The sequence below is a fragment of the Geobacillus sp. CAMR5420 genome (assembly GCF_000691465.1).
Classification (GTDB): Bacteria; Bacillota; Bacilli; order Bacillales; family Anoxybacillaceae; genus Geobacillus; species Geobacillus thermoleovorans.
The window spans coordinates 49,281-66,409 of sequence record NZ_JHUS01000002.1 but is presented as its reverse complement, the minus strand read 5'-3'; the positions used below and the strand labels follow the sequence as shown (position 1 = coordinate 66,409).

The window sequence follows — 17,129 nt, the reverse complement described above, 5'->3', positions numbered from 1 at the left end:
TTTGACGCTGGGGTCTTTTTGGTTACAATGATAAAAGGAAAAAGCCGATGGCAAAGGAGTTGCTCGCAATGCCGATTCTCAAAAACGACTGGGCTCCGCTGCTTGAAGAGGAGTTTCAAAAACCATACTACTTGAAGCTGCGCGAATTTTTAAAAGTGGAGTACCGAACGCGGACGATTTATCCGGATATGCACGATATTTTCAACGCCCTTCATTATACACCGTATGCAAACGTCAAAGTCGTGCTGCTCGGGCAAGATCCGTACCACGGCCCGGGGCAGGCGCACGGGTTGAGTTTTTCCGTCAAGCCCGGCGTACCGGTGCCGCCGTCATTAGTCAACATCTTCAAAGAGCTGCATGATGACCTTGGCTGCTACATACCAGATAACGGCTATCTCGTGAAATGGGCCGAGCAAGGGGTGTTATTGTTAAACACGGTGCTGACCGTCCGCCGCGGCCAGGCGAACTCCCACCGCGGCAAAGGGTGGGAACAATTCACCGACCGCGTCATTGAACTCGTCAATGAAAAAGACGATCCGGTCGTCTTTTTGCTTTGGGGCCGGAACGCTCAGGAGAAAAAAGAACGGATTACGAATCCGCGCCATCTGATTATTGAAGCGCCGCACCCGAGCCCGTTTTCCGCCGCGCGCGGCTTTTTCGGCCATCGCCCGTTTTCGCGGACGAACGCGTTTTTGATGAAATGCGGACGCGAACCGATCGACTGGCAAATCGAAAACATCGGCGTCCGTGCTGAATAAGGAGGAGAGAATGATGTCCATCTCGTTTGCGGCCGTTATCGCCAAGATGGAAGATGAGCTGCGGAAAGCGAGGTCCACGAACGACCTGCAGCGGGTGCGTGAACACGTCGCCGCCATTCGCGTTTTATGCGATTTGATGTTGGAGGCAACAAGCCATCCGCAGCCGTCCGCTTCGTCTGCCGCAGCCGGGCCGCTTGTCGTCGGCGGGCCGATTTCGGTTGCTGGCGGGCTTTCGCTTGGAGCCGTTTCTGTCGGGGGACGCTCCCCTGACATTGACGATGAGGCGAACGGAGAGTCGTTGCTGGATTTCTGAGAGTGGGACAGCGAATCCCCGTGGAACGGCCTTCTCCACAGGGATTCTTGATCAACAGAACTCCTTTAAACCGCTTGTCCTTGTTTGCGCCAAAGAACAAGAAGCGGTTCTCCGGCTTGGATGCGGGTCTTGTCGGTAGCGCTCCCCATTGACCGGTTCTGTCGAGTGAAGTGGCTGACATACATTAGTAATTTGTTGTCGGGGAACATTCCCATTATTATTAATGAATGAGGGAAAACAATCTTTCATTAGAAAGGCGGAACAGCTATGAAAACATTCATCCTTCTCGGCGCGCTCAATGCGTTTTTAGCCGTCGCATTGGGAGCGTTTGGCGCGCACGGGCTGGAAGGGAAGATTCCGGATCGTTATTTGGAGATTTGGAAAACGGCGGTCCAATACCAGATGTTCCACGCATTAGGGCTGCTTGTTGTCGGATTGCTCGCTGGCAAGGCGCCGAATGTCGGGCTGATCGGTGCGGCGGGCTGGGTGATGCTGGCGGGGATTGTGCTGTTTTCCGGCAGTTTGTACGTATTAAGTGTTACGCAAATCAAGCCGCTTGGCGCCATCACCCCGTTTGGCGGCGTCGCCTTTTTAATCGCTTGGGTGATGATCGGATATGCGGCATTAAAATGGTTGTAAACGGAGCGCAGGAGCGGAGCGCTCCGTTTTTTTGCCGCCGTCCCTCTCCGCTCTATAGCGAAAGCCATAGACTCAACGTCAACAACAGTCCAACGGCCCAATGATGGCGGGCGGCCCATTTCATGCCGCTTCTTTCCTCGGTTCGACTAGCGCCGGGGCGGAAACAGAGACGAAGCCGGATGGCAAGCGGCATCGCGAGCCCTGTGACCGCGGCAAGCAAAGGAACGATATGCCAAACGATCAAAGCAGCAATGGACAAGTAGGCGGAGACGAGAAGAAGCCCGAGAAGGCGCACGGCGTTGTTCCGTCCGAGCCGGATGGCTAATGTGCGGCGAAACGGCCGGTCTTTTTCGATGTCGCGGATGTTGTTTGTCAAAATCATCGAGGCGATCAGCAAGGCGAACGGGATGGACAAGGCAAACAGAGCGGTGTCTGGAACATGCCCTTGTACGGCATAAGCGAGTGCGGTCACGACCGGCCCCATGCAAACGGCGGCGGTCAACTCACCTAAACCGAGCGAGGCGAGCGGACGCGGCCCGGCTGAGTAGGCGATCCCGCAGATGATCGCTGCGGCGCCGATCCACGCGATGGCTGGATCGCTTTGCCACGCCAAGTACGCGCCTAACGCAACCGCGACGGCCAGCATGGCGCCAGCAACGGCAGGGATCGAGCGATGGGCAGGTCCATGGCCATGCCCGTTCGTCCATTTGTCATCGTCTTGGCCGCGCAACCGATCAAAATAGTCATTCAGCATGTTGACGGCTGACTGAATCAGCACAGAGGCGGCTAACATCGCCAGCAGCACCTCGATCCGAACGGCGCCCTTTTTCGCCGCCAGCGCGGTGGCGGCCAGCACAGGGCTGATCGTTCCGCTCCATGTCGGCGGGCGCATTAAGTGAAGCCATGAAAAACGGTAAACCCAATGCCGATCTTCTTCACGATGTTCATATCGCAATGCGAACCCCTCGTTTCCGTTAGGAGAGTAAAAGCATGCATACGATGAGCACGACAAATCCGGCCGCTTCGACCGACTGAACGGCAATGATCGAGGTCATCGCTTTTTTTAACGGCGCATCGTCACCGCCATTGGCTTGGCGCCAAAGGTCTTCATTGGAAAACACCGTCATCGCCTTGCGGTAGCCGACGAACATCCCCCAAGCGAGCGTTGCGATGCCTGTGAGAAGGGCGGTCAGCCATACACGGCCATAGGCGGTCTGCCATACATCTGCCCAACGGTTGATCGGTCCGGCGGCTGTGCCAAGCCATATGCCAGTGGCGATGACGACGGCACTTGCCGCGGCGAGCGGCCGATGCGACCACTGCATGAGCGAGCGGAAAAATTGCCGGCGCTCAAGAGGCGGCATGAATTGGGAGGCTGGATACACTGCCCAGCCGATGAATGCCACGCCCCCCACCCACATGATCGCCGCGATAAGATGTACCCCCAGCAGGAAATCACGCGACGTCCAAACCATCAGTAGACACCTCTTTTGTGTCATTTACCACCATTATATAAGGCCGTGTAGTAGCAGCTTGTGATGGCCATCACGTCAACCAAAAAAAGAAGGTTGCCATCGGCAACCTTCTTGTCAAAAGACAGTTTTTCCGTTTAGCGTGGAGAATACGTAGCAAGCGGTGTTGCGGCTGTAGCGCCGGCAAACGGATATTCGTAGGCGATTTCTCCTTCAAACGTGACATAATCGAGGTAAATCATCGGGATCAAATAGCGTGTGCCTGTTTGTGGGTCGCTTAAAATGACATGGTCACGTCCAGCCGCTTCAATGACGCCGCGAAACACCTTGGCATTCCACTCACGGTTGTTTTCAAACGTCGCATAGATGGTAGCGACTTTCCCTTTGTTTAACCGCAAAATGTTTTCAATGTACGACTCTTCGAGCGGCAGCATCCCCGGGATCGCCGCTCCTGCCGCCGCAGGCGCAGCGGCGGTGGTCGGCGTCGGTGTCGGGGCCGTGAACGTCGGCGCCTGCAAACCGAACGTCGGAGCGGCGGCTGTCGCCGGCGTCACGGTTGGAGCGGCAGCCGCTTGCGGATAGTAATAATACGGGTACGCCGCCGGATAGTACGGCTGCGGATACGGATAGCCGTATGGATAGGATGCATACGGTTGTTGCCGTTCTTGACCGAACGGCGAATAATAAAATGATTGTTGCTCCTCATCAGGTGGATAAAATTGATTTTCTGGATTGTTCGGCATAAAGAACCCTCCTCAATATTAAGAATAGACGCGTGGGCAGTCGGATGGAGTCGGTGCAAAAAAGCAATGCGATTTGTAGCGGCCGACGTTCCACTGGCCAAACCATTGCGGTGGGCACGGTTGGCCTTCAGGTGGTTTAAAAAACCAAAGGGCGTTTGTCGCTGGGTGGTAGCGCCAACCGCGGAGCACTTGGCGGGCTAGGCCGATGTCCACTTCGCGCGCCCGTTGGTAAAAGTACCCTTTTTGCACCGCCTCAAAACCGCCCGGGCTTTGAAACACCATTTGCCGGATAGAGCGGATGCCGCGGAAGTCAAGGCAGTCGGCGATGACGCGGTTGACGCCGACGTTGCCGACCATGAGCATCCCAAGCCGCCCGTCTCCTTCCGCTTCAGCTCGCATGAGCCGAGCCAACAACTTTACTTCCTCTTCTGTGTGGGCTACAATGGAGGGAGCGATCTGACCCATATCGTCACCTCAGTCGTTGTGAATTTCGACAGTAATAGGCTATTGGTGGAACAAGAAAATGGTGACACACGAATAGAATGTTTCTGAAGAGATTTTCTGTTTTTATGTGTATGGAGCGGTCAGGCCGCATATGACAGAAAAGCGGGATGATTGTCCAAAAAGCAGCGAAAACGAAGCAAAGCCCCGTATCGTTCGGGGCTTTGCTTCATACATGGAGGAAAGAAGGCACCTTTTCCACCGGCAGCCGGGTGCCGACGAAAAATGAGCCAAATTCGCCAAAGCGGGCGCTCACTTCGTCAAAGCGCATTTCATATACGAGCTTTTTGAACTGGAGTGCATCATCCGAAAACAAGGTGACGCCCCATTCAAAATCATCCAAGCCGACGGAGCCGGTGATGATTTGCGTCACTTTGCCGGCGTACTTTCGGCCGGTCATGCCGTGGGCGCGCATGAGTTCGCGCCGCTGTTCCATCGATAACATGTACCAGTTGTCGTTGCCTTGGCGCCGCTTGTCCATCGGGTAGAAGCAAATGTAGTTCGTTTTCGGCAAAATCGGATACAAACGGCGGCGCACCTCTGGAATTTGGTACGGATCTTCGCTGCCGGACGCCAAGTAGTTGCTCAACTCCACGACCGAAACGTACGAATACGCAGGTAATAAATAGTCGGCGAGTTTCGTTTTGTTAAGCGCTGTTTCGATTTCATGCAGCTCATCCAGCGTCGGCCGCAAAATCATGAACAAAATATCGGCTTTTTGCCCGACGATCGTGTAGACGGCATGGCTTCCTTGCTTCTCGCTTTCAGTCGTCTCCCATTGGTCGACAAGCGCTAAAAACTCACTGATCGCTGCCTCGCGCTCTTCGTTCGGCAGTGTTTTCCACGCGCTCCAGTCGATCGTGCGGAAATCGTGCAAACAATACCAACCGTCCAACGTTTGGGCCGCTTCGCTCATCATCGTCACTCCTTATCAACAAATTGTACAGTATCACTATATCACAGTTTGCCCAAAAAAGCGGCTATCAGCGTATCAAAGTGGAAGTAGACTGAATTGTGGCAAAAGGTGAATTATTTGTTGTAAAGGCTTACCTGCGTTGCGTTTCTGGCGAGAAGCGGTATGCTTAATAGTGGAAATGGCTTGTGGATGCCGAAATGAGCCGGGTGCGCTTTAACCGGGGCAGGCTGGCCTAGCATAAGGAGGATTGGATCGTGACAACCGATTTATTTACGGCATTAAAAGCGAAAGTAACCGGTACGGGTCGAAAAATCGTGTTTCCCGAGGGAACCGATGACCGCATCTTAACGGCGGCGAGCCGTTTGGCGACGGAGCAAGTGCTGCAGCCGATCGTCCTTGGCGATGAGCAAGCTGTGCGGGTGAAAGCCGCGGCGCTTGGCTTGCCGCTTGAAGGGGTGGAGATTGTCACCCCGCGCCGCTATGGCGGGTTTGATGAGCTGGTTTCGGCGTTTGTGGAGCGGCGCAAAGGGAAAGTGACAGAAGAAACGGCGCGCGAGTTGCTTTTCGATGAAAACTATTTCGGTACGATGCTCGTTTATACGGGAGCGGCCGACGGCCTCGTCAGCGGGGCGGCACATTCGACGGCGGATACGGTCCGACCAGCCTTGCAAATCATTAAAACGAAGCCAGGCGTTCGCAAAACGTCCGGCGTGTTCATCATGGTGCGCGGCGACGAAAAATATGTGTTTGCCGATTGCGCCATCAACATTGCTCCTAACAGCCAAGATTTGGCTGAAATTGCGGTCGAGAGCGCGCAGACGGCGAAAATGTTCGGCCTTAAGCCGCGCGTGGCGCTGTTAAGCTTTTCCACGAAAGGGTCGGCCTCGTCGCCGGAGACGGAAAAAGTCGTTGAGGCGGTGCGGTTGGCGAAGGAAATGGCGCCGGATCTGATCCTTGACGGTGAGTTTCAATTTGACGCCGCGTTTGTGCCAGAGGTGGCGAAAAAGAAAGCGCCGGACTCGGTCATTCAAGGGGACGCAAATGTCTTTATTTTCCCGAGCCTTGAGGCAGGCAACATCGGCTACAAAATCGCCCAGCGCCTCGGCGGTTTTGAAGCGGTCGGCCCGATTTTGCAAGGGCTGAACAAACCGGTGAACGACCTATCGCGCGGCTGCAGCGCCGAAGACGCCTACAAGCTCGCGCTCATCACCGCTGCCCAGTCGCTTGGGGAGTGACGGGGCTGCCGCTCGATAAAAACGAGGGAGGCATGCGCCCCTTGTCCTTTTTGCGCCATTTGCTAATGGCGATTATGTTATAATGAATAGAGTTGGAATGATCTATGCAAGGGGTTGCTCGCGATGGGCCATGAATTGCTGCGGCAGCCGAAATGGCGGGTCATCGACCAGTCGCATTTCGGTCCGCTGTTTGATGCGAAACAATCGTTTGCCATCGATGATGCATTATGCACCGCGGTTGGTGCGGGACAGTCGGATGCGGTCGTCCGCACGTGGGTGCATGAGAATACCGTCGTCTTAGGCGCCGCTGATACGAAGCTTCCGTACATCGATGAGGCCATTTCGTTTTTGCGCCAGGAAGGGTATCGCGTCGTCGTCCGCAATTCCGGCGGGTTGGCCGTTGTCCTTGACAGCGGGGTGTTGAATATTTCGCTCATTTTTCCGGAAACGAAAAACACGATTGCCATCGAGCAAGGGTATGAGGCGATGTACGCGCTCATGGCCGCCATGCTTGCCTCATACGGCGCCCGCGTTGAGGCGGGGGAAATCGTCGGTTCGTATTGCCCGGGGAGCTATGACTTGAGCATTGGCGGCAAAAAATTTGCCGGCATTTCGCAACGTCGGGTGCGCGGCGGCGTTGCCGTGCAAATCTACCTTTGCGTCAACGGGAGCGGAGCCGCGCGGGCTGAGCTGATTCGCCGCTTTTATGAGCTCGGCCGCCAAGGAGAGAAAACGAAATTCGCCTACCCCGATGTTGTCCCAGCTGTCATGGCGTCGCTGTCTGAGCTTCTCGGCTGCGAGTTGTCGATCGATGAGCTGCTTGTCGCCCTTTGGCGCACGCTGCAGTCGTTTGGCGGCGAGCTATATTCGTCTGCCCTCGAGAACGGCGAATGGAATTGGTATGAGCAGTATTGGGCGCGCATCGTCGAACGAAATGCCAACGTATCTTCAGGAGAGCCGATGAGAGAAGTCGAGCCGTAAAGCCCTTTTCGCTTCGATAAGGCGCTTCGTCGCTGCTGACCGCGACCCATGCCCTGCCCAACCTTGGCGCGAATGATGGACGTTCGCCAACAAAAAAGGGGCTGATCCCAAAACGCGAGTGCGTTTTGGGATCAGCCCGGCTTTTCACCCGGCATCCTTTTTCGTTACTCGGCGATTTTCTCTAAGTTTCCGTTCGGGTCCATACGGAAGGTCAGCCCCCGCTCTTCTTCCTCTTTTAACACCATTTTGCGCGCTCGGTTGATGATTTTCACGAGCGTCTCAAAATCTTCTTGGACGGTCGACGAATTTTCTTCTAATTTAGCAACCTTTTCTTCAAGTTCTTTATTTTTTTGCTTTAGTTCGTCAATTTCGCGGCGCAGCCGCTCGTTTTCTTTGATCAGCGCCTCCCGTTTCCGCTCATGGGATTGGAACGTTTTTAAAAAAGCGATCACTTGATCAAGCGTCACTTGTTGCGGCGGAGAGGATGGGACGACAGCTGGCAGCTGCATCACATCGCCCAACTCCTCCAATGACGGCATCGGTGGTTCATACAGGCGCCGCTTTTTCGCGCCGCCTTGTTTGGCCAGCAGCCGCAGCCGCTCTTTTCGCTGCTTTTTCGCCAGCTGCAGCGCTTCTTCGTACTGATGGCGGACGACGGCATTCCAGCGAAAGCCACAGGCGGCCGATGTCCGATTTAGCTTGTCGCCGACTTCTTCAAACGCGTTCAGCTGGGTGCTCCCTTCACGCACATGGCGCAATACGGTCTCTGCCAACAATAAATCGTCTTCTTCCGTCCAAGCGTCTTGCCGTTGTTTCATTGTTCTCCACTCCTTTTTCCCATGCTAGTAAAAGGGTGGACCAAAAGGAAAAAAATTATACGTTGCAAGTTTATGGGATTGGCAAATTACAAGGGTGAAAGCATGCCAACTTGCAATTTTCTCACGAAAGCGGTAGAATACACAAAGCAAACGCTGCGGAAAGGGATGACGAGTGATGGCGAATGAGTTTCGCGTTTGCGACGACTGCAAGGCGCCGAATTTAAAAACATTGATTCCGCGCCTCAAAAAGCTGGATCCGGATGCGGTCATCAAAATCGGCTGCCAGTCGTATTGCGGCCCAGGGCGGAAAAAGACGTTTGCTTTCGTCAACAACCGTCCGGTGGCGGCGCTGACGGAAGACGAACTGATTGATAAAATTGCTGAAAGGTTGAAAAAGCGATAACCGATCACCTTCTTTGCCGAAAGAAGGTGATTTTTTGTTTTTTCCGTCAATAATGGAGAAAGACGGAGAAAAAAGTCAACTATTTCTTTGCCAAAAGAAACGGCGTATAATAGATGTATGTTGGAGACGGAAGAGGAGGATGCGATGTATTCCGGCGGGCAGCTTGACGAAGAAAAAGTGTTTAAAGATCCGGTGCACCGATACATACATGTTCGCGACAAAGTGATTTGGGATTTGATCGGCACAAAAGAATTTCAGCGCCTGCGCCGCATCAAGCAGCTCGGCACGACATATTTGACGTTTCACGGCGCCGAGCACAGCCGGTTTAACCATTCGCTCGGCGTTTACGAAATCATCCGCCGCATCATTGACGACGTGTTTGTCGGCCGCGATCATTGGGATCATAGCGAGCGCCTTCTTTGCCTATGCGCGGCGCTCTTGCACGATTTAGGGCACGGCCCGTTTTCCCATTCATTTGAAAAAGTGTTTCGCCTTGACCACGAAGATTTTACACAGGCCATCATTTTAGGCGATACAGAAGTGAACGCCGCACTTCGCCAAGTGGATGACGATTTTCCGCGAAGGGTCGCTGAAGTGATCGCCAAAACGTACCCGAACAAGCTTGTTGTGAGCCTCATTTCGAGCCAAATTGACGCCGACCGGATGGATTATTTGTTGCGCGATGCCTACTACACCGGCGTCAGCTACGGCTATTTTGACATGGAGCGCATTTTGCGCGTCATGCGCCCGCGCGAAGACCAAGTCGTCATCAAACGAAGCGGCATGCATGCGGTCGAGGATTACATCATGAGCCGCTACCAAATGTATTGGCAAGTGTACTTTCATCCCGTGACGCGCAGTGCGGAAGTCATTTTGACGAAAATTTTGCATCGGGCGAAAAAGCTGTATGAAGAGGGGTATCGTTTTCAGACGAAGCCGGTTCACTTTTTGTCGTTTTTTGCGGGAAACGCGCCGCTTGGCGATTACTTGGCGCTGGATGAGGCAGTCATCTTGTTTTACTTCCAGCAATGGCAATACGAACGGGATCCGATTTTAAGCGATCTGTGCCAGCGGTTTGTCCGCCGCCGCCTGTTCAAATATACGGAGTTCCATCCGACGAACGAGCAAATGGCGAAGCTCATTGAGCTGACCGGTTTGTTTCAAAAAGCAGGGATTGACCCGGACTATTATTTGGTTGTCGATTCCTCGTCCGATTTGCCGTACGACTTCTATCGGCCGGGAGAAGAAGGCGAACGCCTGCCGATTTATTTGTTGATGCCAAACGGGGAGCTTCGCGAGCTGTCGCGCGAATCGGTGCTCGTTGACGCCATTTCCGGGAAACGGCGCACCGACCATAAGCTGTATTTCCCAGCTGATTTCCTGGAAGACTTGTCGACGAAGCGGACAGTGAAGAAAAAGATTATGGAAATTTTAAAGGGTTAGGAGATGACGGAGAGTGCTCACAGAGCATGCGAAAGTAATGAAGGCGTTGGCGGCCGCCGGGGAAATTGCCGGCCGCAAAAAGCTGCAAAAAATGATCTACATCGCGAAAAAGCTCGACTTTCCGTTTTACGAGAAATTCGATTTCCACTTTTACGGCCCGTATTCGGAAGAGCTGACATGCCGCATCGAAGAGCTGTGCGCGCTCGGCTTTTTGCATGAAGTGAAAGAGAAAAAGAGCGGTTATATGCAATATCGCTATACATTGACCGAAGCGGGCGAACAGTTTTTGCGCCATTATGACTGGGACATGCCGGGTCTTGCCGAATGCATGCAAGCGATGAACGAACAAAATGCCCGTTTTTTGGAACTTGTGTCCACCGTACTTTATTTTGAACATTTGCCGAAAGACGAAGTGAAAGAGAAAATTGCGGTGTTAAAAAGCAAGCAGCGCTATACGGAAGAAGAAATCGATGAGGCGTACGCGTACATTGAGGCGCTGCGCAGCCGATGCCACAACAAAACTCGCGTGTAGGCGGGCGGAAAAAGCTGCTTCAACGTATCATCAGTTGGCCATAGACGAAAAGGGGCTGACCCAAAAAGCCGTCTGTCTTCAGGATAGACACAAAATATAGTGCGAAAGAAGCGGTTAGTGCGTATATATAGAGACGAAAGAGGGTGTCCCGATCCTTTTGGGACACCTCCTTCTTCTTTTTGGTTAATGCGGCAAAAACGCCAGCTGCAAAAAGAACAGCACCGCCAGCACGTACAGCAGCAACGGCACATCGCGCCAGCGGCCGCGGGCGATTTTTAAGAGCGGGTACGAGATGAAGCCGAGCGCGATGCCGGTCGCGATGCTGGAGGTGAGCGGCATGCTTAAGATGATGAGAAAGGCCGGGAACGCCTCGTCGAGCTGATGCCACGAAATATGGGCGATATTGCTGATCATCAAGCTCCCGACGATGATGAGCGCCGGGGCGGTGATGGCCGATAACCCGGCGACCGCGCCGACCAGCGGGCTGAAAAAGGCCGCGATGACAAACAGGACAGCGACGGCGAGCGCCGTCCAGCCGGTGCGTCCGCCAGCGGCGACGCCGGTTGATGACTCGATGTACGCTGATGTCGGGCTTGTGCCAAACATGGCGCCGATGGTCGTCGCGACCGAGTCTGCCAACAGCGCCTCGCGGGCGCGCGGCAGCGTGTTCCCTTTCATCAGTCCGGCTTGCTGGGCGACGCCGATCATTGTGCCGGTCGTATCAAAGAGTGTGACGAGCAAAAAGGAGAAGACGACCGCGTACAAACTATGGCCGATGACGTCCCCGATGGCCGCGAATGGATTGGTAATGATCAGCCCTTCTGGCAGCGACGGCAGCGAGACGATGCCTTTGTCAAAGTGAAGTTGCCCGGTCGCATAGGCGATGATGCCGGTGACGACCATGCCGTAAAACAGGGCGCCGTTGACGCCGCGCATCATCAGAATGAGCGTCACCGCCAGGCCGATGAGCGTCAACACGGCCGACGGGGCATGCAAGTCGCCAAGCGCGACCAAATTTTGCGGATGGGCTTGGATGATTCCGGTCAGCCGCAGGCCGATAAAGGCGATAAACAGCCCGATGCCAGCGGTGATGCCGTGTTTTAAGCTGTCGGGGATCACTTCGATCAGCTTGCTGCGGAGCGGGGTGAGCGACAGCAGCAAAAACAACATTCCTGCCACAAACACGGCGGAAAACGCGGTTTCGTACGAAATGCCGCCGTGCGAGCCGACGACGGAATAGGCGAAATAGGCGTTCAGCCCCATGCCGGGCGCGATGGCGATCGGATAGTTGGCAAAGATGGCCATCCATAGCGTGCCGACGACGGTCGCGATGACGGTGGCGGTGAACGCCTGTTCAAACGGGACGCCGGCATCTGATAAGATGACCGGATTGACGACGATGATGTACACCATGGTGAAAAAAGTCGTCAGGCCAGCGAGAAATTCCGTTTTGCGGTCAGTCTGTTTCTCTGCGAAACGAATCATGGGCCACCTCCTAAAAAACGAACAATGTCAGAAACCATTATAAATAATATTCGTTTTTTCCTAAAAATGCAACGGGAGCGCTTCATGCGCCCCCGCTCTTGTGTCACTCTGTGTCGCTCAGCCGTTTTCCGGCGATCGCATAATGGTCTTTCGTCATTTCTTCAATGAATACGACAACGCTCTCCCGTTTCGCCCCTGTCGTCTCGACGACGGCGTCCGTCACTTTTTCAACAAGCGCTTTCTTCTGTTCATCCGTGCGGCCGGCGAGCATTTTGATCGTTACGTACGGCACGGTTGTCCCCCCATTTCATTGTCGAGTGCTGTCGCGCTTATTATACCACGGGATGAGGAAGTTCAGTCCACTTTTTTCTGCTAATCATGTATACTAAAGATAGTGAATATAGGGAAAAGGAGTTTATGAAGTGGATCGAATTTTGCCGTATTCGTTAAGTGAAATTCCGTACGTGCTCTTGACGCTGGCGTTAGCATTTTCCGTGCATGAGTTCGCCCATGCCTACGTTGCTTACAAGTTCGGCGATCCGACGGCGAAAAATCAAGGGCGGCTGACGTTATCACCGTTTGCCCATTTGGATTTGCTTGGCACCCTGCTTATCTTTCTCGCAGGGTTTGGCTGGGCGCGCCCGGTGCCAGTCAATCGCTTTTATTTCAAAAATCCGCGCCTTGCCGGCATTCTCGTGTCGGTTGCCGGACCGCTGAGCAACCTCGTGCTTGCCGCGCTTGGATTTGTCATTTGGTACGCGATGATCGATTTCGGCCTCATGCGGGCGCTGCCAGATTGGTTTGCGGCCGGGTTTGATCTGTTTTTCCAAATTTTTATCAGCTTGAACGCTGTCTTGTTTTTGTTTAATTTATTGCCGTTTCCGCCGCTTGATGGGTATCGTATTATTGAAGACTTGGCCCCGGATGGGCTGCGGGCGAAAATGACGCAATGGGAAAGCTACGGGGCGCTCATTTTTCTCATCCTTGTGCTCACGCCGCTTGACCGCTATACGATTGAGCCGGTGTTTCAAGTGGCGCTGCCGTTTGTATTGGAAAACTTGCAGTCGTTGGTCGCCAATTTGTTTATGTAAGGAAGGAGGAACAAGCGGAATGGAGCAAAAAAAGAAAAAAAACATCGGCTTTAATATCATCAAAGACGATCCGACCGACGGGCACCGCGGCTTTGGCGCCGGGGCGTTGAGCTTAGAAAACGTTTCGCCGGTCATCATTGACGTCGAAGCGGGCGAAGCGTTCGTCGATATGGGGGCGATGCATGCGCGCAGCGCCGTCGAGCGCGGCATCAAGTTTTTGCCCGACCGTTCCGCCGTGCCAAACGGCAAGCCGTATTGGATCGTCTGGGTGACGATTGAACGACGCGAGGACGGCCCGTATTACGCCGGGGTGACGGCGTGCGAAATGACGATCGACCGTGAGGCGCGCCGCGGCTATAAGTTATTGCCGGAACATGTGAATCGGCTTGATAAATCGCTAAAGCGGCACATTATTGTCGATCATATGGACGCGAAATCAAAACGGGTGCTCGCCGACTTTTTGAAAGGGCATGACATCGGGATGTGGAACCGTTCGAGCGACAAGCTGAAACAAGATTTGGAAGTGGAAATGTGACGGTTTTGTGAAAAGATATGGGCAAGGGCTTGTTCTTGTTTGAAAAAAAGGATAAACTAAATCTACATGTATAACACAGGAAAACTAGGACAAGAAAATCCCCTGCGTATGCACGCAGGGGATTTTCTTGTTTAAAACCATGGGAACCATTTCTCGAACCAGCTTTGATTGTCTTCTTTTTTCTTCTTTTTCTTTTCCAAATGGTCGGTGCAATAGTCGGTCGGTTCTGTACCGATGAGATAGTACGTTTTTCGTTTCACCGGACAGGAGTCGGTGGCCAGCTTGCCGTTTTGCGGGTCGATGTAGACGCCGATGACGCCTTTGGTCGGTTTGAACGATTTTTTCGGTTCGCCAGCGAGGCTTTGTTCCATAAAGTGAACCCATATTTGTTTGGCATATTGCCTTTCCGCAGGACGATCCATCGTTTCTCCGCGATCGTAGCCGGTCCAGACGCCGGCGACTAGTTGCGGGGCGAACCCGATCATCCAACTGTCCGTTTTCGTCGTTCCCGACTTGCCGGCGTACGGACGCGTGATGTCATCGATGATTGACTGCCCGGTGACGGTTGTATAGCCGTTTAACTTCGGGTCGAACATCCCGGTCATTAAATGGGTCGTCACAAACGCCGCGTCGCGGTCGAGCACTTGCCGGCTCTCCGGCTTATGTTCATATAGCACGTTTCCGTTTGCATCCACGACTTTTTGAATAAACACCGGTTCGGTTTGTTTGCCGTAGTTGGCCAGCGTGCTGTACGCGGCCACCATGTCGATCACTTTCACGGGCGAGGTGCCGAGCGCCAACGACGGCACTGCTTTCAATCTGCTTGTGATGCCGAGCGCTTTCGCTGTGTCGACGAGTTTGTCGGCGCCGATGAACTGGAGCGTTTTCACCGCAAAGACGTTGTCGGATACGGCGAGCGCCTCGGCGAGCGTGATCGGGCCGTTGGCATAGTAGTCATTGTAATTATGGGGGGTGTACGACGATCGGCCGCCGTTAAACGTAAATGTCGTCAGCTCGCTGCGCAGTTGGGTCGATGGGGTGAATCCTTGCTCGATCGCCGCGTAATACAAAAACGGCTTAAATGTCGACCCTGGCTGGCGTTCCGCCTGCACGGCCCGGTTGAATGGGCTCTCTTCGTAGTTGCGTCCGCCGACGAGCGCCTTTACTTCCCCGGTGCGTGGATCCATCGACACAAGCGCCGCTTGAATGGCGGAGTGCGGGTCGATGATGCGACGGATTTGCTCTTCGGCAATCCGTTGCAGACGCGGATCCAGCGTCGTATAGACGCGCAGCCCCCCAAGCTCGATCGTCCGCTCATCCAGGCCGAGTTTCGTGCGCAACTGCTGTTTGACGACATCTTGAAAATACGGAGCGATCGGCTGCTCTTGTTTGTGGTGCCGGGCGTAGACGAGTTTGTCGCGGTACGCCTGCTCCGCTTCTTGGCGGCTGATGTAGCCGGCTTCCACCATGGAGGTGAGCACGATTTTTTGCCGCGCTTTCGCCCGCTGTTCATTGACAAACGGCGAGTAGTAATACGGCCCTTTCGGAATGCCGGCGAGCATGGCTGCCTCGCTGAGCGTCAGCTCGCTCGCGTGCTTGCCGAAATAGTAGCGGGCTGCCGCCTCAATCCCGTAGGCGCCATGGCCGTAGTAAATCGTATTCAAATAGCCTTCCAAAATTTGATCTTTGCTGTAGTTGGCTTCAAGCCGGATGGTGTACAACGCTTCCTGGATTTTTCGCGACCACGTTTTTTCATGCGTCAAAAACAAGTTGCGCGCATACTGCTGGGTGATCGTGCTCGCCCCTTCGACTTTTGCCATCGCCTCGACATTCGCAATGATGGCGGCGGCGATTCGCTTCAAATCAAACCCGTGATGTTCGTAAAACTTCCGGTCTTCAACGGCGATCGTCGCTTCGATGATGTGCGGGGACATGTCTTTGAGCCGAACCCAATAGCGTTTTTGACCATGGTCGCTTTCCCCGATTTTGCTGCCGTCAGCGGCATAAAAAATCGTCGTCTGCGGCACGGCGACCGGCGGGGCGCCTTCGATTTTCGCGAACAACACAAAGCTCCCGAGAGCGGCGAAGGCAAAGATGACGAGAAAAAAGCCGATAAAGACGGCGGCGCGCACATATTTCCACGTGCCGCGAAAACGGCTGCCCGGGATCGGTTCCATTGCGCATCACCTCAACGGTTTTGGCGTTGTTTTAGACATGCGGGCGGACGCCCGGCTGAATGCGCCGCCTTGCTTTTGTCAAGGCTTCGCCAGCGAGGTTTTCCGCTTTTTCTTACCAGTATGAAAAAAAATTTTTTATTTTAAACTTGTTCCTCTTGCATTTTTGCTAGATTGCTCTATACTTTTTCATGTTTAGTTTTTCGTTGGCTAAGGAAAACTTGTATAGTAAGCAACGCTCGGAGAAAGGATGTTACCGATGGAACTTTGGTTTACCGAAAAGCAAACGGAGCATTTTGGCATCACCGCACGCATCATCCGCACTTTACATACAGAACAGACGCCGTTCCAAAAGCTCGATATGGTCGAAACGGCGGAGTTTGGCAACATGCTCATTCTAGACGGCATGGTCATGACAACACAAAAAGACGAGTTCGTCTATCATGAAATGGTCGCCCATGTGCCGCTGTTCACCCACCCCAATCCGGAAAACGTGCTTGTCGTCGGCGGCGGCGACGGCGGCGTCATTCGTGAAGTGCTGAAGCACCCAAGCGTCAAAAAAGCGACGCTTGTCGAAATTGACGGCAAAGTGATCGAGTGCTCGAAAACCTACTTGCCGGAGATTGCCGGCAAACTCGATGATCCGCGCGTCGAAGTGAAAGTCGATGACGGGTTTATGCATATCGCCAAAAGCGAAAACGAGTATGACGTCATTATGGTTGACTCAACCGAACCGGTCGGCCCAGCGGTCAACTTGTTCACAAAAGGGTTTTACGCCGGCATCGCCAACGCGTTGAAGGAAGACGGCATTTTCGTCGCCCAAACGGACAATCCGTGGTTTAAGGCCGATTTGATTCGCAACGTATACCGCGATGTGAAAGAAATTTTCCCGATCACCCGTTTGTATACGGCGAACATTCCGACGTATCCGAGCGGGCTCTGGACGTTTACGCTCGGCTCGAAAAAATACGACCCGCTCGCTGTGAGCGACGACCGATTCCATGACATTGAGACGAAATATTACACGAAAGAGCTGCATAAAGCGTGTTTTGTCTTGCCGAAATTTGTCGCGGATTTAACGAAGTAAGGG

General features: G+C 53.8%; 20 protein-coding genes. 11 read left to right on the top strand and 9 right to left on the bottom strand.

Annotated elements, in window-relative coordinates; genetic code table 11:
- Positions 1 to 68 precede the first annotated feature (68 nt).
- From DI44_RS16155 to DI44_RS16165, 3 genes are all read left to right on the top strand, one after another.
- A complete protein-coding gene (locus DI44_RS16155; RefSeq protein ID WP_013524842.1) occupies positions 69 to 758 on the top strand; it encodes a uracil-DNA glycosylase in 690 nt (229 codons plus the stop codon).
- A gap of 13 nt (positions 759 to 771) precedes the next feature.
- A complete protein-coding gene (locus DI44_RS16160; RefSeq protein ID WP_025039370.1) occupies positions 772 to 1,071 on the top strand; it encodes a YwdI family protein in 300 nt (99 codons plus the stop codon).
- Positions 1,072 to 1,338: 267 nt separating this feature from the next.
- Positions 1,339 to 1,710, top strand: a complete 372-nt coding sequence (locus DI44_RS16165) for a DUF423 domain-containing protein (protein ID WP_014196993.1) — start codon at positions 1,339 to 1,341, stop codon at positions 1,708 to 1,710.
- A 52-nt stretch (positions 1,711 to 1,762) separates the two neighbouring features.
- Here DI44_RS16165 and DI44_RS16170 read toward each other — a convergent pair whose 3' ends face one another.
- The 5 genes from DI44_RS16170 to hemQ form a co-directional block, all read right to left on the bottom strand.
- Complete coding sequence (locus tag DI44_RS16170) at positions 1,763 to 2,665, bottom strand: prenyltransferase (protein WP_014196992.1); 903 nt, start codon at positions 2,663 to 2,665, stop codon at positions 1,763 to 1,765.
- Positions 2,666 to 2,684: 19 nt separating this feature from the next.
- On the bottom strand, positions 2,685 to 3,185 hold the full coding sequence (locus tag DI44_RS16175; protein ID WP_014196991.1) for a hypothetical protein: 501 nt from the start codon (positions 3,183 to 3,185) through the stop codon (positions 2,685 to 2,687).
- A gap of 134 nt (positions 3,186 to 3,319) precedes the next feature.
- Entirely contained in the window at positions 3,320 to 3,925 is a 606-nt protein-coding gene (gene gerQ, locus DI44_RS16180) for a spore coat protein GerQ (protein WP_014196990.1), read from the bottom strand.
- Between the two features lie 18 nt (positions 3,926 to 3,943).
- Positions 3,944 to 4,390: a cell wall hydrolase gene (locus DI44_RS16185; RefSeq protein ID WP_011232884.1), complete on the bottom strand. Its 447-nt coding sequence runs from the start codon at positions 4,388 to 4,390 to the stop codon at positions 3,944 to 3,946.
- Positions 4,391 to 4,595: 205 nt separating this feature from the next.
- Positions 4,596 to 5,342 (bottom strand): hydrogen peroxide-dependent heme synthase, encoded by a 747-nt coding sequence (gene hemQ / locus DI44_RS16190; protein ID WP_021321327.1) that lies wholly within the window; start codon positions 5,340 to 5,342, stop codon positions 4,596 to 4,598.
- Positions 5,343 to 5,596: 254 nt separating this feature from the next.
- Here hemQ and pta point away from each other — a divergent pair, with 254 nt between their 5' ends.
- Both pta and DI44_RS16200 read left to right on the top strand, forming a co-directional pair.
- Complete coding sequence (gene pta / locus DI44_RS16195) at positions 5,597 to 6,577, top strand: phosphate acetyltransferase (RefSeq protein WP_021321328.1); 981 nt, start codon at positions 5,597 to 5,599, stop codon at positions 6,575 to 6,577.
- Positions 6,578 to 6,700: 123 nt separating this feature from the next.
- Positions 6,701 to 7,558: a lipoate--protein ligase family protein gene (locus DI44_RS16200; protein ID WP_021321329.1), complete on the top strand. Its 858-nt coding sequence runs from the start codon at positions 6,701 to 6,703 to the stop codon at positions 7,556 to 7,558.
- A 164-nt stretch (positions 7,559 to 7,722) separates the two neighbouring features.
- Here the strand turns inward: DI44_RS16200 and DI44_RS16205 are convergent, their stop codons facing one another.
- Positions 7,723 to 8,376, bottom strand: a complete 654-nt coding sequence (locus DI44_RS16205; protein WP_014196985.1) for an RsfA family transcriptional regulator — start codon at positions 8,374 to 8,376, stop codon at positions 7,723 to 7,725.
- Between the two features lie 175 nt (positions 8,377 to 8,551).
- Between DI44_RS16205 and DI44_RS16210 the strand changes: the two genes are divergently transcribed.
- The 3 genes from DI44_RS16210 (at position 8,552) to DI44_RS16220 (ending at position 10,754) form a co-directional block, all read left to right on the top strand.
- The gene (locus DI44_RS16210) at positions 8,552 to 8,779 is read left to right on the top strand and encodes a DUF1450 domain-containing protein (protein ID WP_011232879.1); all 228 of its coding nucleotides are present in this window, start codon (positions 8,552 to 8,554) and stop codon (positions 8,777 to 8,779) included.
- Between the two features lie 144 nt (positions 8,780 to 8,923).
- Positions 8,924 to 10,222 carry an HD domain-containing protein gene (locus DI44_RS16215; RefSeq protein ID WP_021321330.1) on the top strand — a complete coding sequence of 433 codons (1,299 nt, stop codon included), beginning with the start codon at positions 8,924 to 8,926 and terminating at the stop codon, positions 10,220 to 10,222.
- Positions 10,223 to 10,235: 13 nt separating this feature from the next.
- Positions 10,236 to 10,754 carry a YwgA family protein gene (locus tag DI44_RS16220; protein ID WP_021321331.1) on the top strand — a complete coding sequence of 173 codons (519 nt, stop codon included), beginning with the start codon at positions 10,236 to 10,238 and terminating at the stop codon, positions 10,752 to 10,754.
- Positions 10,755 to 10,937: 183 nt separating this feature from the next.
- Here the strand turns inward: DI44_RS16220 and DI44_RS16225 are convergent, their stop codons facing one another.
- Both DI44_RS16225 and DI44_RS16230 read right to left on the bottom strand, forming a co-directional pair.
- Entirely contained in the window at positions 10,938 to 12,239 is a 1,302-nt protein-coding gene (locus DI44_RS16225) for an NCS2 family permease (protein WP_021321333.1), read from the bottom strand.
- Positions 12,240 to 12,342: 103 nt separating this feature from the next.
- On the bottom strand, positions 12,343 to 12,531 hold the full coding sequence (locus DI44_RS16230; protein WP_014196981.1) for a 2-hydroxymuconate tautomerase: 189 nt from the start codon (positions 12,529 to 12,531) through the stop codon (positions 12,343 to 12,345).
- 130 nt (positions 12,532 to 12,661) lie between these two features.
- On the opposite strand from DI44_RS16230, the gene DI44_RS16235 reads away from it, so the two are divergent.
- Positions 12,662 to 13,330, top strand: a complete 669-nt coding sequence (locus tag DI44_RS16235; RefSeq protein WP_014196980.1) for a site-2 protease family protein — start codon at positions 12,662 to 12,664, stop codon at positions 13,328 to 13,330.
- Positions 13,331 to 13,349: 19 nt separating this feature from the next.
- Positions 13,350 to 13,865, top strand: coding sequence for a YwhD family protein (locus tag DI44_RS16240; RefSeq protein WP_014196979.1), 516 nt, complete (start codon positions 13,350 to 13,352; stop codon positions 13,863 to 13,865).
- A 131-nt stretch (positions 13,866 to 13,996) separates the two neighbouring features.
- Here the strand turns inward: DI44_RS16240 and DI44_RS16245 are convergent, their stop codons facing one another.
- On the bottom strand, positions 13,997 to 16,042 hold the full coding sequence (locus tag DI44_RS16245) for a PBP1A family penicillin-binding protein (protein WP_014196978.1): 2,046 nt from the start codon (positions 16,040 to 16,042) through the stop codon (positions 13,997 to 13,999).
- Positions 16,043 to 16,298: 256 nt separating this feature from the next.
- On the opposite strand from DI44_RS16245, the gene speE reads away from it, so the two are divergent.
- A complete protein-coding gene (gene speE / locus DI44_RS16250; RefSeq protein ID WP_014196977.1) occupies positions 16,299 to 17,126 on the top strand; it encodes a polyamine aminopropyltransferase in 828 nt (275 codons plus the stop codon).
- The last annotated feature ends 3 nt before the right edge of the window (positions 17,127 to 17,129 follow it).

Coding starts and splice junctions, on each gene's coding strand:
- DI44_RS16245 (WP_014196978.1), bottom strand. CDS start 16,042: ATGGAACCGATCCCGGGCAGCCGTTTTCGCGGCACGTGGAAATATGTG.
- gerQ (WP_014196990.1), bottom strand. CDS start 3,925: ATGCCGAACAATCCAGAAAATCAATTTTATCCACCTGATGAGGAGCAA.
- speE (WP_014196977.1), top strand. CDS start 16,299: ATGGAACTTTGGTTTACCGAAAAGCAAACGGAGCATTTTGGCATCACC.
- DI44_RS16240 (WP_014196979.1), top strand. CDS start 13,350: ATGGAGCAAAAAAAGAAAAAAAACATCGGCTTTAATATCATCAAAGAC.
- hemQ (WP_021321327.1), bottom strand. CDS start 5,342: ATGAGCGAAGCGGCCCAAACGTTGGACGGTTGGTATTGTTTGCACGAT.
- DI44_RS16210 (WP_011232879.1), top strand. CDS start 8,552: ATGGCGAATGAGTTTCGCGTTTGCGACGACTGCAAGGCGCCGAATTTA.
- DI44_RS16155 (WP_013524842.1), top strand. CDS start 69: ATGCCGATTCTCAAAAACGACTGGGCTCCGCTGCTTGAAGAGGAGTTT.
- DI44_RS16160 (WP_025039370.1), top strand. CDS start 772: ATGTCCATCTCGTTTGCGGCCGTTATCGCCAAGATGGAAGATGAGCTG.
- DI44_RS16225 (WP_021321333.1), bottom strand. CDS start 12,239: ATGATTCGTTTCGCAGAGAAACAGACTGACCGCAAAACGGAATTTCTC.
- DI44_RS16165 (WP_014196993.1), top strand. CDS start 1,339: ATGAAAACATTCATCCTTCTCGGCGCGCTCAATGCGTTTTTAGCCGTC.
- DI44_RS16215 (WP_021321330.1), top strand. CDS start 8,924: ATGTATTCCGGCGGGCAGCTTGACGAAGAAAAAGTGTTTAAAGATCCG.
- DI44_RS16185 (WP_011232884.1), bottom strand. CDS start 4,390: ATGGGTCAGATCGCTCCCTCCATTGTAGCCCACACAGAAGAGGAAGTA.
- DI44_RS16175 (WP_014196991.1), bottom strand. CDS start 3,185: ATGGTTTGGACGTCGCGTGATTTCCTGCTGGGGGTACATCTTATCGCG.
- DI44_RS16200 (WP_021321329.1), top strand. CDS start 6,701: ATGGGCCATGAATTGCTGCGGCAGCCGAAATGGCGGGTCATCGACCAG.
- DI44_RS16205 (WP_014196985.1), bottom strand. CDS start 8,376: ATGAAACAACGGCAAGACGCTTGGACGGAAGAAGACGATTTATTGTTG.